The following is a 15,228-nucleotide window of genomic DNA, read 5'->3' on the forward strand; positions in this document are numbered from 1 at the left end:
AGGAAACGATTGTTTCCATATTGGAGAAAATGATGACGACGCGTGTGATTGATGGGGATGATATTCAGGCACCATCCATTTCCCCGGCTTTGACTTTCCTGCTGGCGACAGCCTGCGGATTGATCGCGGCCAATCTTTATTATGGTCAGCCGCTTGCCGGCATCATCGGTGCGGAGCTTGGTCTTTCCGCTGGCGCGACGGGGCTGATCGTGACCCTGACACAGATTGGTTACGGTATCGGTCTGCTGTTTGTCGTGCCGCTCGGCGATCTCGTGGAAAACCGCAAGCTGGTCGTCGGCTCCGTCTCCATGGCGGTGCTTTCCCTTGCGGCCGCAGCATTCGCGCCACATGCGACGCCGTTTCTGATCGCAGCCTTCCTAGTAGGGGTCAGTTCGGTGGCGGTGCAGGTCATCGTTCCCTATGCGGCCCATATGGCGCCGCACGCCATTCGCGGGCGGGTGGTCGGCAATGTCATGAGCGGGTTGATGGCCGGCATCATGCTGGCGCGGCCGGTTTCCAGCCTTCTGTCGGAAGTTGTCTCCTGGCGCGGTGTGTTTCTGACGTCTGCGGCCGTCATGGCGCTTCTTGCCGTGGTGCTTTTCCGGCTCCTGCCGACCCGTATGCCTGAAGCGCGGCTGAGCTATGGCGCCTTGATGGCTTCGATGGGCCGGCTGGCGCTCCACACGCCCGTCCTGCGGCGGCGGGCGATCTATCATGCCTTTCTCTTCGCGGCCTTCAGCCTGTTCTGGACCACGACGCCTCTTTATCTGAGTGGGCCGCATTTCAATCTCAGCCAGGGTGAGATCGCACTCTTCGCACTGGCTGGTGCGGCCGGCACCGTCGCCGCCCCGATTGCCGGGCGGATGGCCGATCGCGGCTGGACGCGGGCGGCGACATTCTTTGCACTGCTGGCGGTAGCACTCTCTTTCGCCGTCACGCATCTTGCGCCTGAGGGATCGCATCTGGCGCTCGCCATTCTTGTCATTGCCGCAATCGTTCTGGATTTCGGTGTCACCACCAATCTGGTGCTCGGGCAGCGGGCGATCTTCACGCTGGGGGCGGAATTCCGCAGCCGCCTGAACGGCATCTATATGGCGACATTCTTCATGGGCGGTGCAATTGGTTCCGCCGTTGGCGGCTGGGCCTATGCGGTTGGCGAATGGCAAGCCGCCTCCTGGATCGGCTTTGCTCTTCCGGTAACCGCGCTGCTATATTTCCTGACGGAAAAGCGCGACTGAAACGTCATAACTAAAAAAGCCCGGACCGCCGGGCTTTTTCCTTTTCTTCCAGTCGATTTATTCCGCGAATTCGACCACCACACCGGGACGGACCATTTTCGCCAGTTCGGTGGCATCCCAGTTGGTCAGGCGAATACAGCCATGGCTGTTCGTCTTGCCGATCTTCGAGGGTTCCGGCGTGCCGTGAATGCCGTAGGTCGGCTTCGACAGGGCGATCCAGACCGTGCCGACAGGACCGTTCGGGCCCGGCGGGATCTGCAGGATCTTGTCGTTCTGACCCTGCTTGAAGTTGATCTTGGGATTATAGGTGTAGCCCGGATTGAGCGCGATACGCTCTACCGTATGGGTGCCGCTTGGCGAGGGCGTGTCCGTGGAGCCGATCGTGGCTGGATAGGCGGCAATCAGATTGCCGTCCTGGCCATAGGCGAAGACCTGCTTGATACCCTTGTGCGCAACGATGCGGGCGACCTGCCCCTTCTTCGCCTCGCCGGGATTGACGACCTTGATGATAGTGCCGGGCACGGAGAAATCGACGCCGGGGTTCAGCTCTTTCAGATAGTTCTCATCCATATGGAAGCGTTCGGCCAGCGCTTCCGAGGTCGACGTGAAGGAAAGGGCAGGAAGCTGCGATTTCTCGGCATAGTCGTCCGGGATGGAGGCCACGTAGGGGCCGGCGGCATCGGCGGCGGTGATCGTGTAATCCACAATCGGCATGCCGCCCGAGGCGCGCAGGCGTTCCAGAATGTCTTCTGAATTGTTCGGGTCGAGCTTTTCGCCCGTCATGTCCTGCCAGGCGGCTATGGCCTTGTTGACATTGTCGCCCATCTTCCCGTCGATCACGCCGGGGGAGATGCCCTCGCGGTCGAGGAAGGTCTGGAGCGCGACGATTTCCTGGCGGGAACGGTTGACCGGCGTCGTTACCGGCGTATGCCGCTCGATCAGGTGGTCCGGTTGCGGAACGGCGGCCGTGGTGCTTTCTCCCGGCATCGGCTGGCCGAGCGGGCCGCTTTCCACCGCGCCGGGGGCTGGCACGGAACCGGTGTAGAGATTCTCATCGGAGCCGTCGCCGCGATATTCGCGATAATCGCGCACGTTGCCGTTGTCCTGATAACCGTAGTCGCGCGGCGGCTCACGATACTGGCCACCGGGGGCGGGTGGATAATAGGTGGTGTCGCGCTGGCGTACCTGCTGCCGCTGCTGGTAGCCGGAGGGCATTTCGGTGGCCAGCAGGTTGCCGTACTGGTCGTAGAACACGGTACGACCCATTGCGTCACGGCTGATGACGATGTCGCCACGTTCCGGCATGAAATCGAGAACGCGGCCATCCGGCGTAACCAGCATGGTCTGTTCGCCATAACGCTGCTGCGCGCCAGCCTGTAGCGGAGCGAAAATCGACGCCACGGCGATCGTCAGGCCCAGAGCTGCGTTAAGAAACTGTTTCACGATTCTGCTATCCCTTGCTTCGTCACCGATAAACACACCGTAATCTTGACCCTATTGTGAAAAAGGTGAATTCGCGGTTAATGCAATCTTAATTTCCGTCACGGTTAGTAGCGTTTCCGTGAACCATGCGTTTTTACTGCCACAGGGAGGTTGTCTTGCGTTCGTTTCAGGCTGGCAGATCGCCACGCATTTTCCTCGATGAGACCTCCGTTTTCGATATCGGCGCCTGCGTCGTCGATGGCATAGACATCGCGCCCGGCCGCGCTATTCCCGATGATGGCGATGCGCGTATCGACCACTCGCTTGAAGGCTTTCTTTTTACCTGTGGTCCCGATCATATCCGTCATCCCGAACCGATTGATGGTGACCGCGAGGGGCGTCGATATCCCTTGCATGGCTCCTTCTCCTCGCATCCCGCAACGATCACCGCGTTCGATGTTCTCGAGTCCAATGCGCTGGCGCGCGTCGAGGTTCCCGTGAAGCTTGCCGATGGCGGCACGGCGCTGCTGGAACGGACATGGAAGATCGATGGCGAAAGCGGCGAGGTCAGCCTCGATGACAGGATCGTCAATACGTCCGGGCGGCCGATCCCAGTATTCCTGATGTACCATATGAATGTCGGCGCTCGCCTGTTTGACGATGCGGTGCGGCTTGAAGGCGCAATGCTGGATGGCGGCGGCCATGGCTTGCGTTTTGGCGAGGAGCCGGGCACTGTTTTCTGCGTGTCGGCCGGCAAGACTGAATGGGCGGAATTGAAACTCGGCCCGATTGCGGCCATTGGCGGGAAGACGCTCACCGTGCGTTTTCGCACGGAGACGCTGCCCCATCTGCAGATGTGGCGCAACCAGCAGGCACCGGCGAACGTGCTCGGCATCGAGCCGGTTTCGCATCGCTGGGTGGGGCGTAGCGAGCTTGAGGCCGCCGGTGAGTTCAATATTCTTCAGCCGGGGGAAAGCCGTTCCTTCGGTCTGCGCTTTTTCATCCTCTGAGCCGTACCGAATGAAGACCGCGCATCATTGACGCATGGGATTTGACCGCTTACATCGGATGCGGATTTCAAGGATGACGGCCAGCGGCGCGGACGCCGGTTTCAGGAGGCATGACATGGATATCAGGCGCATAGACGACGAATATTCGGTAACTGGACAGATCAGCGTCGCCGATCTGGATGAGATCAAGGCACTCGGCTTCAAGTCGATCGTCTGCCACCGCCCGGACGGCGAAGAAGACGGTCAGCCGCTTTTTGCCGATATTGCCGAGCGTGCAGAGCAGCTTGGCCTGACGATCATGCATGTGCCGGTCGGCCGCTACGGCGTCGATGCCGATGCCGTTGCCGGCATGGTGGATGCGCTCGATGAATTGCAGCGCCCGATGCTCGGCTATTGCCGTTCCGGCGCGCGCTCCACGGCGATCTACGAAAAGACCCATCACCTGCGCGGCTGATTTTTCGCGCATCATTCTATTTTTCAAGTGCCAATCAACAGGAGTTTTCCATGACCATCAAGCGTATCGAGCCGGGCAAGCGCATGAGCGGCGCCGTCGTTCACGGCAACACCGTTTATCTGGCCGGCCAGGTTGGTGAAGGTACGAGCGTGACGGAACAGAGCAAGTCGGCTCTCGCTGAAGTCGACCGCCTGCTGGCTGCTGCCGGTTCCGACAAGTCGAAGATCCTGCAGACCATCATCTACCTCTCCGACATGTCCACCTTCGGCGAAATGAATGCTGTCTGGGAAGGCTGGATCGACCCGGCAAACCCGCCGGCCCGCGCCACCAGCGAAGCCGCGCTGGCAACGCCGGATTACAAGGTTGAATTCATCGTCACCGCTGCTCTCTGAGCATCAGTCTGATCTTTAAGAAAAGGCCGGGTCGCGGAATGCGGCCCGGCCTTTTTTGATAGGATGGGGTCAAAAACTCGCCCCATCATGCCGGGCTTGACCCGGCATCCAGCCACGGCGCGTCTGCGCCGTGAAAAGAATCTTTCGCGATCAAGGGACTTGATCGCGCTGGACCCCGGATCTAGTCCGGAGCGACGGCGCGGCGCGGCGACATGGCCACAAAATGCCAAGTAGAAGCAATTTTCATGTTTTTTGAATCGCTTGCGTCCGTCACCTCACCGGCGAAGCAAGCGCCTTCTCAAACTGCTTCAGCGTCGTCACCCGCTCCGTAAACCAAAGCCGGGCCAGATCGCTGGCCGAGGCGAAATCGATACCATCCGGATCGATGGAGGTGATCGTCCATCGGCCAGCCTTTGCGCCAGCTAGAACGGCGAGCCGAGCTGCTTCGCCCTTGATGGCGTTAAGGCGGGTCGCTTCGCTTTCCGCCGCCGCCATCAGTTCTTCTGCGCCTGACAGATCGGTCCGCAGATCGGCGGGGATGATATTGCTGGCGTTGCGGGCCGGGCCGCCATTAATCTGCACGCCTTCCGTCCGCAGCCGGTAAAGCCTTGTGTCGGGAAGGGAGAGATAAAGTTTCGCTTTGGGGTAGCGGGCAATGTAGCGCGCGATGGCGATCGGCACTTCATCCGGGCTGATTTGTTCCGCCCTGCCCACCAGTGTCAGGCGCGGCAGCGTCAGCGCGTCACCCTTGCCGAAAGGGGCGAGTGTCAGCGAGACACGAGAATCGCTTTCCATATTGCGGGCGTGCAGCGTCAGCCCGGCCGCGAAGAAGAACGGCGTGCCATCCGGCTCGATGCCGATATTGGTCGCGGTTGTATAGGGATAACCGCTGACGGGATCGAGCGTGGCGATTGCTGCCGTGCGGGACGTGTGCAGCACATCGCGGGCCACGCGCACTGCCTCGAAAGGCGCGCCGGCCGAGGGCTCGATCTTCGCGCCGCGTGGGGTGATGACGGGAGGGGCTGTATCCGGCATGGCGTTTCCTAAGCTGTGAGTCACAGTCAGGATTTACACCATGCCGAAGCCATGTCCATGCGCGTTATCAGCTTCGGGTTCTGATCTGCGTCAGGGTACGCGTCGGCGTGATCGCTTCCGCATCCAGCTTCACCTCGATGATCGCCGGTTTGCCGCTTGCCCGTGCCCGTTCGAAGGCGGCGGCGAAGTCTTGCGTTCTTTCCACCGTTTCGCCGTGTCCGCCATAGGCTTTGGCAAAGGCGTTGAAATCCGGATTGACGAGATCGGTGCCGCTGACACGACCGGGATATTCCCGCTCCTGATGCATGCGGATCGTGCCATAGGTGCCGTTATTGACCAGCACGGTGATGATTGGCAGCCCGTAACGCACGGCGGTGATGAATTCCTGCCCGTGCATCATGAAGCAGCCGTCACCGGCAAAGCAGATCACCTCGCGCTCCGGGAACAGGTGCTTGGCGGCCACCGCCGCCGGCAGGCCGTAACCCATGGAGCCTGATGTCGGGGCCGATTGCGTGTTGAAACGGCGGAAGCGGTGGAAGCGGTGCAGCCAGGTGGCGTAATTGCCGGCGCCATTGGTGAAGATGGCGTCTTCAGCAACGTTCGCCTCGATCCAGTCCATGATCGGACCCATCTGCACGGCGCCGGGGCCTGTCTGCGGCGGCGTTGACCATTTGAGATAGGCCTCATGCATTGAGGCCGTGCGATCGGCCCAGGCGGCATTGCCGGCAAGATCGATGGAGGCAAGCGCGGCAACGAAATCGTTCGGGGAGGCGCAGATAGCGAGGTCCGGCCGATAGACGCGGCCGAGCTCTTCCGCCTCCGGATAGATATGGATGAGCTTCTGTGACGGGTAGGGAATATCGAGCAGCGTATAACCGGAGGAGGGCATTTCGGAGAGGCGGCCACCGAGTAGCACCACGAGGTCGGCTTCCTTGATTTCCCTGGCCAGTGCCGGGTTGATGCCGATGCCGACATCGCCTGCGTAGGAGGCGCTCATATGATCAAACAGCATCTGGCGGCGGAATGAACAGCCCACGGGAAGTTTGTGCTTTTCTGCAAAAGCCTTGAAGCCCGTGACGCTTTCCTCGGACCAGCGGGTGCCGCCGGCGATGAAGACCGGGCGTTTTGCCTCGCCCAGCATTTTGGCGAAGGCGGCCATTTGCGACAGGCCTGGATGTGCCTCGACGGGCGTATAGGGCTTTGCCTCGGGAGCTTCGACCTCTTCCACCAGCATGTCTTCGGGCAGCGTCAGCACCACGGGGCCGGGGCGGCCGGAAGTGGCGACGGCAAAAGCGCGGGTAACGAATTCGGGAATGCGGCGGGCATCATCGATCTCGCCCACCCATTTTGCGAATTCGGTAAAGGCGCGGCGATATTCCACTTCCTGAAAGGCCTCGCGCTCGCGGGCATCCCGCTGCACCTGACCGATGAACAGGATCATCGGAATGGAATCCTGCCTTGCAATGTGCAGGCCGGCCGAGGCATTTGTGGCACCGGGGCCACGGGTCACCATGCAGATGCCAGGCTCGCCCGTCAGCCGGCCCCAGGTATCGGCCATCATGGCGGCGCCGCCTTCCTGACGGCAGACCACGGTTTCGATGCCGCTTTCATAAAGCGCATCCAGAACGGCCAGATAGCTTTCGCCCGGAACGCAGGAAACGCGGGAGACACCATTGGCCTTCAGCGCTTCGACGATCAATTGCCCGCCTGTTCTTTTCATTCCGGCTGCAGTCATGGCGTCGTGGTCCTTTCGATGTTTTCCAGTTCGGCCAGCACCTGCGCCTGATGTTCGCCGAGCTTAGGGCTCGGGCGTTCATAACGCAGCGGCGTCTGAGACATGATAATGGGTGTGCGGACACCGGGGATGACAGTGCCGTCTTCCGCCTCCAGATCGATACGGAGGCCGCGTGCCTTCACCTGCGGATCCGCGAACATTTCCTCGATGGAATTGATCGGTCCGGCGGGGACGGCGTTCTTCTCGCAGGCGGTCAGAAGATCGCGCTTCTGCCATTTCAGCGTCTCCGTGGAAACGATCTGCCGCACCTCGACCTTATGCGCCACGCGGGCCTTGTTTGTCGCGTATCGCTCGTCATCGGCGATCGCGCCGATGCCGAGGATATTGCAGAGGCGGCGGAACTGACCGTCATTGCCGACCGCGAGGATCAGGAAGCCGTCGGCCGTTGGCACCACCTCATAGGGGGAGATATTTGGGTGGGCGTTGCCGAGCCGGACGGGAGGCCTGCCGGAGATCAGGTAATTCATGTTCTGGTTGGCGAGAACGGCCGATTGCACATCGAGAAGCGCCATGTCGATATGCTGGCCTTCGCCAGATCGAATGGCGTGGATCAGGGCCGCCTGAATGGCCGATACGGAATAGATGCCGGTGAAGATATCGGCAACCGCCACGCCTGCCTTCATCGGCTGTCCATCGGCTTCGCCCGTAATCGACATGAAGCCGGACATGCCCTGCACGATATAATCGTATCCGGCGAGATCGGCATAGGGCCCGGTCTGGCCGAAGCCGGTGATGGAGCAATAGATCAGCTTTGGATTGAGCGCCCTCAGGCTTTCGTAATCGAGGCCATATTTTGCAAGCCCGCCGCGCTTGAAATTCTCGATGACGACATCGGCGGTGCGCACCAGCCGGCGCACCAGTTCGCAGCCCTCGGGTGTTTTGAGATCGGCGACGATGGAGCGTTTGCCGCGATTGGTGGCGTGGTAATAGGCGGCGGAGAGGTTTTCTCCGTCATTGCTCTCAACGAAGGGCGGTCCCCATGCGCGTGTATCATCGCCGCCTTCGGGGTTTTCGACCTTGATAACGTCTGCGCCCATATCGGCCAGCATCTGCCCCGCCCAGGGACCGGCGAGAACACGCGCCAATTCGATGACGCGGATGCCCGATAGCGGCGGTTTCCTGTTCGGCTTGTCGGTCATCTATCCCCCGGTACTTGGTGTCTGCCGGTTTATAGACCGCTGCTTGCCGCGTCGCATGTGATTTTATCTCATGGACTTATTCCGTTTTGGAACGGCACTAAACTGGGGCTGATACGGCAGCTTCGACATTCGGTATTTTGAGAGTCCCCTAATTCCGTCATTCCGGCTCAAGGCCGGAATGACGGGGAAGGCGTTTTACTGTCATCCACGACGCGGCCGCACCAGGCGGCAAAATCCGCCGCGACGGCCTGCCAGCCGATTTCGTTCAGCGTCTCGTGCCGCATGCCCTTGTAAATCGTGTGCTCGACACGGCTGAAGCCCGCCTCCCGGAAACGTTCGGCAAGCCACACGATCTCCCTGCCGTCGTTGGTCGCGGCGTCCTCATCACCGCTCACCAGCAAAAGCGGCAAAGCCTTCGGCAGACGCTCGATAAGTTTCGGGCCGCGATAGGAGAGTGCCAAGACATCCTGCCAGAGGGAAACGCTCGCCTCGAACTGGCAGAGCGGGTCTTCCACATAGGCGTCCACCGCCGCCTTGTCGTGGCTCAGCCAGTCCGCATGGGTGCGCTTTTCCGGCATTTTCGCGTTCCAGGCGCGGAAAGTGGCTTTCGGCAGGATGGCGCTCGGCACATCCGAGCCTTTCAGCATTTTTTCCAGCCGCAACACAATCTGCGCGAAACGGCCCATAAGACCGGGATTGAGATTGGAATTCCAGATCGACAGACCATCGAAGGCGTCGGGGTAACTGACAGCGGTATTGAGCGCCACGAGGCCCCCCATGGAGTGGCCGAACAGGATCACCGGCAGGCCGGGATGCCGCTCGCCGGCCAGCCGGCGCATCGCCATGACGTCGGCCACGACCTTGTCCGCGCCATCCTTCCAGGCAAAGCGGCCAAGAGGCGCATCCGCTGCTTTCGTGCGACCGTGGCCGCGATGGTCGTGGGCATAGACCTCGAAACCCTGCTGCGACATGACGTCGGCAAAACGGCGGTAACGGCCGGCATGTTCCACAAGGCCGTGGCAGATCATCAGCACGCCGCGGGCGGGAGCAAGGGCGGAAGGTTGATGACGGAAGGCGATGGATGCGCCAGAAGGGGCTTCCAGCCTCTCAATCCGGCTGAATGCGAAGTTATCGGTCGTCTCATTCATCGTCGCACCCGTCGTCTCATCGCGCAGCGTGTCATAATCATGGGGTCATAATCGTGCCAGAGGTTGCCCCAAGGTCCTATTTACCCTACATAGCGGCAAATTTCCCGATACGTACTCTTAAAAATCCGATGTGGAGCATTCGCTACAATGGCACGTCAATTCATCTATCACATGGCTGGGCTGAACAAGTCCTATGGCGCGAAGAAGGTTCTGGAGAATGTGCATCTCTCCTTCTACCCTGACGCCAAGATCGGTATCCTCGGCCCGAACGGCGCGGGTAAGTCGACCGTTCTCAAGATCATGGCCGGCCTTGACAAGGAATATACCGGTGAGGCCTGGCTCGCTGAAGGTGCGACGCTCGGTTATCTCGAGCAGGAGCCGAAGCTCGACGAAAACAAGACCGTGATGCAAAACGTCATGGAAGGCGTGGCGAGCAAGACGGCGATCGTTGACCGCTACAACGAGCTGATGATGAACTATTCCGACGAAACGGCGGAAGAGGGCGCGAAGCTTCAGGACATCATCGACAGCCAGAACCTGTGGGACCTCGAAAATCAGGTCGAAATGGCCATGGACGCCCTGCGCTGCCCGCCCGGCGATTCGCCGGTGACCGGCCTTTCGGGTGGTGAGCGCCGCCGCGTGGCACTGTGCCGTTTGCTGCTGTCGCAGCCGGACCTGCTGCTGCTCGACGAACCGACCAACCATCTGGACGCTGAAACCATCGCCTGGCTCGAAAAGCACCTGCGCGACTATCCCGGCGCCGTGATGATGATCACCCACGACCGCTACTTCCTCGACAACGTGACGGGCTGGATTCTCGAGCTCGATCGTGGTCGCGGCATTCCTTACGAGGGCAATTACTCCGCTTATCTGCAGGCGAAAGCCAAGCGCATGCAGCAGGAAGCCCGCGAAGATGCTTCGCGTCAGAAGGCCATCAGCCGCGAACAGGAATGGATCGCCTCCAGCCCCAAGGCCCGCCAGACGAAGTCCAAGGCGCGTATCAAGGCCTATGACGAGCTGGTGGAAGCAGCGGAAAACCGCCGTCCCGGCGATGCGCAGATCGTCATTCCGGTCGCCGAGCGTCTGGGCCGCGTCGTCATCGAGGCTGAGAACCTCACCAAATCCTATGGCGACCGCGTGCTGATTGAGAACCTGTCCTTCAAGCTGCCCCCGGGCGGTATTGTGGGCGTCATCGGCCCGAACGGCGCCGGTAAGACGACGTTGTTCAAAATGATCACCGGTCAGGAAAAGCCTGATAGCGGCTCGGTGACTGTTGGTGACACCGTTCAGCTCGGTTACGTCGACCAGAGCCGTGACGCGCTGGCGGGTGACAAGACCGTGTGGGAAGAAATCTCCGGCGGCAACGACATCATCAAGCTCGGCAAGTTCGAAGTGAACTCGCGCGCCTATTGCGGCGCCTTCAACTTCAAGGGCGGCGATCAGCAACAGAAGGTCGGCAACCTCTCGGGTGGTCAGCGCAACCGCGTGCACCTTGCCAAGATGCTGAAGGCGGGCGGCAACGTACTGCTGCTCGACGAACCGACCAACGACCTTGATACGGAAACGCTGGCGGCGCTCGAAGAAGCGCTGGAAGCCTTCGCCGGTTGCGCCGTTATCATCAGCCACGACCGCATGTTCCTGGACCGCCTCGCGACCCACATTCTCGCTTTCGAGGGTGACAGCCACGTGGAATGGTTCGAAGGCAACTTTGAAGACTACGAAAAGGACAAGGTCCGTCGCCTCGGCCCGGAAAGCATCAAGCCCGGCCGCGTGAGCTACAAGCGTCTGACACGCTGATCCGTTTGTCATAACTTCAAAAAAGGCCCGCCGCAAAGCGGGCCTTTTTCCGTGTAATAAGTGGAGATGATCGTCTCGCGCGGCACTTTGCGCTTGCATCTCGCGCCACATCGACATAAAGATATCTTTATATGTTGATTAGCTTGCGAGGCGCGGCAGAGTGGCGTTCGGTCTGGACAAATTGGTGGATCTCCTGAAGGCGGCGGGTGAGCCGACGCGCTTCCGGTTGCTGGCGCTTCTTTCGGCCGGCGATCTGACGGTGACCGACCTTACCGAAATCCTTGGCCAGTCGCAGCCGCGTATCTCCCGTCACCTCAAGCTTTTGACGGAAGAGGGGCTGATCGAGCGTTATCAGGAAGGTGCGTGGGCCTATTTTCGCTTGCGGCAGGATGGCGAGCCTGCGGGTGTCGTTCGGCAGTTGCTTGCAGCGGCCTCGCCTTCCGACGCGGTTCTTCAGCGTGACAGTGAGCGACTGGCCGCCGTCAAGCGGGTGAGGGCGGAGCGTGCGCAGGATTATTTCAGCCGTAATGCGTCCGCCTGGGACGAACTGCGTCGCCTGCATGTCAGCGACGAAGCCGTGGAAGGCGCGCTGCTGAAGCTGGTGGGCACCACGCCCGTCGATTCGCTGCTCGATCTCGGCACGGGCACCGGCCGTATCCTGCAGCTTCTGAGCGGCATTTATCGCCGTGCCATCGGCGTGGATGCGAGCCGCGACATGCTTTCGGTGGCACGCGCCAATCTCGACAAGGCGGGCGTGGTGAACGCCTCTGTGCGCCATGGCGATATTCTCAATCTGCCGCTCGAGGGACAGGATTTCGATCTGATTGTCATCCATCAGGTGCTGCATTTCCTCGACCAGCCCGAGATCGCCCTTTCGGAAGCCGCGCGTATGCTGCGTCCGGGCGGTCGGTTGATCGTCATCGATCTTGCGCCGCATTCCTTTGAATATCTGCGCGACGAACACGCGCATGTGCGGCTAGGCTTCTCGCACCCGCTGATGGAAGAGTGGATGAAGAAGGCTGGGCTTTCTCTGGAGCGTGCCGTCGATCTGCATTCTGAAAAGGCGTCCGACGAAGCTCTGGACGTCACGATCTGGGTTGCCCGCGACCAGCGGCTGCTGATGGCAGACGATGTGGCGCAAGAGGCGGTTTTACTTCGCTCCGGGAGGGCATGATATGTTGAGGTCGGAAACCGCACGCCGTGATGGCGACATCCGGTTGTCTTTCGAATTTTTCCCGCCCAAGAACGCCGAGATGGAAACCCAGCTCTGGGAAACGGTTGCCGAGCTCAAGAAGTGGAACCCGGATTTCGTCTCCGTCACCTACGGTGCCGGTGGTTCCACCAAGGCGCCGACGCTGGACGCGGTGCGCCGGATGATCGGTGACAGCCACCTGGCGACGGCCGCACATCTGACCTGCGTGGACGCGAGCCGCGATGAGGTGCACCAGGTCGTCGACGAGTTCCGTAATGCGGGCGTTCGTCATTTCGTGGCGCTGCGCGGTGATCCCTCCACTGGTATCGGCACGGCTTACCAGCCGCATCCGCAGGGTTACGAGAACGCCGCAGCGCTGGTAAAGGGCCTCAAGGAGCTGGGCGACTTTGAGATTTCGGTCTCCGCCTATCCTGAAAAGCATCCGGAAAGCGCAAGTGAAGCTGTTGATATCGACATGCTGAAGCGCAAGGCGGATAATGGCGCTACCCGGGCGCTGACGCAGTTCTTCTTCGATAATGACGTGTTCGAACGTTACATGGAACGGGTTACGGCGGCGGGGATCACCATTCCGGTGGTTCCGGGCATCATGCCGATCCAGAATCTCACCCAGCTCAAGCGTTTCGCCGGACGCTGCGGCACAAGCATTCCTGCGTTTCTGGATGAGCGTTTTGAAGGCTATGACGAGGATCTGGAGGGCCGCGCCCGCGTGGCCGCAGAGGTTGCGGCCGAGCAGATCGCCGATCTCCAGCGGCGCGGCGTCAATGAGTTCCACCTCTATACCATGAACCGCGCGCCGCTGGTGGATGCCGTGCTTGAAAATCTGGGTCTGGAGCGTCTGTGCCGCAGCGCCGCGTGATTTCAGCCAGTCTATTTTCGGACAGAAAAAAGCGCAGGTCCCTCGGGGCCTGCGCTTTTTAAATTCGTGTCATCTACGGTTCTTCACTGCGTTTGGTCTTCACGTCTCGTCAGATGAAAAGCATCATCGCTACGAACAAAAACGCCAAACCGACTGCCAAGGCATTGAGAGATTTTGTAAGTCCCATGGGTGCCTCCTCTTGTTGACAGCTTCGATAATATGACCGTTTTGTGGCAGTTGAAAAGCGGTTTTTGTGATGCGGTGCAGCACGTCTTTCAGGGCCTCAAAAAAGGAATTTCCGTAATTATCTGAAAATGAATGGTTATTTTCTTATCACGCAGTGCTTCATGTGTTTAAAAAAAGTAAATGACCGGGGTTTTATCCCCAGTCATCCGGTCGAGATTAACGATTTCCGCCTTGATTCCGGCCGACAGATTAAGGGCCGGAGAGCAGCGTTAAGACAGGTTAAAGCGCCTGTAGAAGAGCTGCCGTAGGCCAGCCGTCCGCCGGCATGCCGAGGCGCTGCTGTTCCTTCTGGATGGCGACGCGGGTGCCAGAACCGAGAATGCCATCCACCTTGCCGACATTATGGCCGCGTGCTTCGAGCTTGGTCTGAAGCTGCTTCATGGTGGCGTCATCAAAGCCGGGATCTGGGTTGCCCTTGTCATAGACCGGGCCGCCCATCAGGCGGGTAGCGAAATAGGCAGCCGAGGTCGTGTAGATGAACGACTGGTTCCATTCCAGATAGATGTTGAAGTTCGGATAGGTAAGGAAAGTCGGACCCTTGCGGCCCTGCGGCATGATGAGTGCGGCGGGAAGGGAGGCGAAGTTCTTGTTGCCATCGCGCGGGGTGACGCCAAGCGCAAACCATTCGCCGGCGGTCAGCGGGCCGCCAAGGCCGGATTTTTCCCAGGGCAGGTTCTCGGGCAGGGAAACTTCCTGAATCCAGGGTTCGCCCTTTTTGAAGCCGAGGTGCTGGATGAATTTTGCAGCCGTCAGAATGGCATCGGGCGCACTGCTCTTGACGTTGATGTGGCCGTCACCATCACCATCGACGCCGAAGGCGATGATATCCTTCGGCAGCATCTGCACCTGGCCGATTTCGCCGGCCCATGCGCCCGTATTGGTGGCAGGATCCAGATCGCCATGCTGAACCATTTCGATCAGCGCGAGCAGCTGCGGACGGAAGAGCTCCGGGCGGCGGCAATCATGCGACAGGGTTACCAGCGCGTTGCGGGTGTTGAAATCGCCCTGAACGGCGCCAAAATCGGTCTCCATGGCCCAGAAGGCGGCAATGACGCCAGCGGGCACGCCGAACTCGTTTTCGGCGCGGGCGAAGGTGGAGGAGAGCTCCTGCAGCTTCTTGCGGCCGATATCAAGGCGAGCCTGGCTGACGGTGCGCTGCGAGAATTCGAGGAAAGTCTGGCGGAAAACGCCCTGCGCGCGGTCACGCGATAGCACCTTCTGGTCGATCTGTGCGCCCGCCAATGCCTTCTGGATCGCATCTGCCGGAATGCCCTTGGCAAGCGCATCGGCCTTGACGCCTTCAAGAAACGTACCGAGATCACCACCGCAGGCCACCTGCTTGGGATCGTCAGGCGATGCAACCGGTGGCGTGGCGAGGGCTGCGCTGGAAGACAAAAGAGACAGAGCGGCGGCAAAGATTATGCTGCGCGACCGGAACGTGGGCATGGGAATTTCCTCGATAGGTTGTTAGCCCGCTTTACCC

At 60.3% G+C, this 15,228-nt stretch carries 13 protein-coding genes; 7 read left to right on the plus strand and 6 right to left on the minus strand.

Features of this window, described 5'->3' with window-relative positions; all coding sequences use genetic code 11:
- Positions 1–32: 32 nt before the first annotated feature.
- Complete coding sequence (locus tag FHW77_RS06325) at positions 33–1,238, plus strand: MFS transporter (protein ID WP_004442844.1); 1,206 nt, start codon at positions 33–35, stop codon at positions 1,236–1,238.
- A gap of 57 nt (positions 1,239–1,295) precedes the next feature.
- Here FHW77_RS06325 and FHW77_RS06330 read toward each other — a convergent pair whose 3' ends face one another.
- Complete coding sequence (locus FHW77_RS06330; protein WP_004442842.1) at positions 1,296–2,681, minus strand: L,D-transpeptidase family protein; 1,386 nt, start codon at positions 2,679–2,681, stop codon at positions 1,296–1,298.
- Positions 2,682–2,836: 155 nt separating this feature from the next.
- Between FHW77_RS06330 and FHW77_RS06335 the strand changes: the two genes are divergently transcribed.
- The 3 genes from FHW77_RS06335 to FHW77_RS06345 all read left to right on the plus strand — a co-directional run bounded on the left by FHW77_RS06335 (position 2,837) and on the right by FHW77_RS06345 (position 4,516).
- The gene (locus FHW77_RS06335) at positions 2,837–3,670 is read left to right on the plus strand and encodes an aldose 1-epimerase family protein (RefSeq protein WP_182590361.1); all 834 of its coding nucleotides are present in this window, start codon (positions 2,837–2,839) and stop codon (positions 3,668–3,670) included.
- A 115-nt stretch (positions 3,671–3,785) separates the two neighbouring features.
- Positions 3,786–4,124 carry a protein tyrosine phosphatase family protein gene (locus tag FHW77_RS06340; protein WP_003522797.1) on the plus strand — a complete coding sequence of 113 codons (339 nt, stop codon included), beginning with the start codon at positions 3,786–3,788 and terminating at the stop codon, positions 4,122–4,124.
- Positions 4,125–4,174: 50 nt separating this feature from the next.
- A complete protein-coding gene (locus FHW77_RS06345; RefSeq protein ID WP_004442838.1) occupies positions 4,175–4,516 on the plus strand; it encodes a RidA family protein in 342 nt (113 codons plus the stop codon).
- A 270-nt stretch (positions 4,517–4,786) separates the two neighbouring features.
- Here FHW77_RS06345 and FHW77_RS06350 read toward each other — a convergent pair whose 3' ends face one another.
- The 4 genes from FHW77_RS06350 to FHW77_RS06365 all read right to left on the minus strand — a co-directional run bounded on the left by FHW77_RS06350 (position 4,787) and on the right by FHW77_RS06365 (position 9,633).
- Positions 4,787–5,551: a HugZ family pyridoxamine 5'-phosphate oxidase gene (locus tag FHW77_RS06350; RefSeq protein WP_004442836.1), complete on the minus strand. Its 765-nt coding sequence runs from the start codon at positions 5,549–5,551 to the stop codon at positions 4,787–4,789.
- A 67-nt stretch (positions 5,552–5,618) separates the two neighbouring features.
- Positions 5,619–7,286, minus strand: a complete 1,668-nt coding sequence (locus tag FHW77_RS06355) for a thiamine pyrophosphate-binding protein (RefSeq protein WP_004442835.1) — start codon at positions 7,284–7,286, stop codon at positions 5,619–5,621.
- Positions 7,283–8,485: a succinate--glutarate CoA-transferase gene (gene caiB / locus FHW77_RS06360; RefSeq protein WP_004442833.1), complete on the minus strand. Its 1,203-nt coding sequence runs from the start codon at positions 8,483–8,485 to the stop codon at positions 7,283–7,285. The genes FHW77_RS06355 and caiB overlap by 4 nt, the downstream gene beginning before the upstream one ends.
- Before the next feature lie 167 nt (positions 8,486–8,652).
- Positions 8,653–9,633, minus strand: a complete 981-nt coding sequence (locus FHW77_RS06365) for an alpha/beta fold hydrolase (RefSeq protein ID WP_004442831.1) — start codon at positions 9,631–9,633, stop codon at positions 8,653–8,655.
- 147 nt (positions 9,634–9,780) lie between these two features.
- On the opposite strand from FHW77_RS06365, the gene ettA reads away from it, so the two are divergent.
- From ettA to metF, 3 genes are all read left to right on the plus strand, one after another.
- On the plus strand, positions 9,781–11,430 hold the full coding sequence (ettA, locus tag FHW77_RS06370) for an energy-dependent translational throttle protein EttA (RefSeq protein ID WP_004442830.1): 1,650 nt from the start codon (positions 9,781–9,783) through the stop codon (positions 11,428–11,430).
- Between the two features lie 160 nt (positions 11,431–11,590).
- Positions 11,591–12,604, plus strand: a complete 1,014-nt coding sequence (locus tag FHW77_RS06375; RefSeq protein ID WP_004442828.1) for an ArsR/SmtB family transcription factor — start codon at positions 11,591–11,593, stop codon at positions 12,602–12,604.
- 1 nt (position 12,605) lies between these two features.
- On the plus strand, positions 12,606–13,499 hold the full coding sequence (metF, locus tag FHW77_RS06380; protein ID WP_004442827.1) for a methylenetetrahydrofolate reductase [NAD(P)H]: 894 nt from the start codon (positions 12,606–12,608) through the stop codon (positions 13,497–13,499).
- Positions 13,500–13,964: 465 nt separating this feature from the next.
- On the opposite strand, the gene FHW77_RS06385 is transcribed toward metF, so the two are convergent.
- Positions 13,965–15,191: a lytic murein transglycosylase gene (locus tag FHW77_RS06385; RefSeq protein WP_004442825.1), complete on the minus strand. Its 1,227-nt coding sequence runs from the start codon at positions 15,189–15,191 to the stop codon at positions 13,965–13,967.
- Positions 15,192–15,228 lie beyond the last annotated feature (37 nt).

It is taken from the genome of Agrobacterium sp. RC10-4-1 (assembly GCF_014138475.1).
In the GTDB taxonomy this organism is placed as follows: domain Bacteria; phylum Pseudomonadota; class Alphaproteobacteria; order Rhizobiales; family Rhizobiaceae; genus Agrobacterium; species Agrobacterium pusense.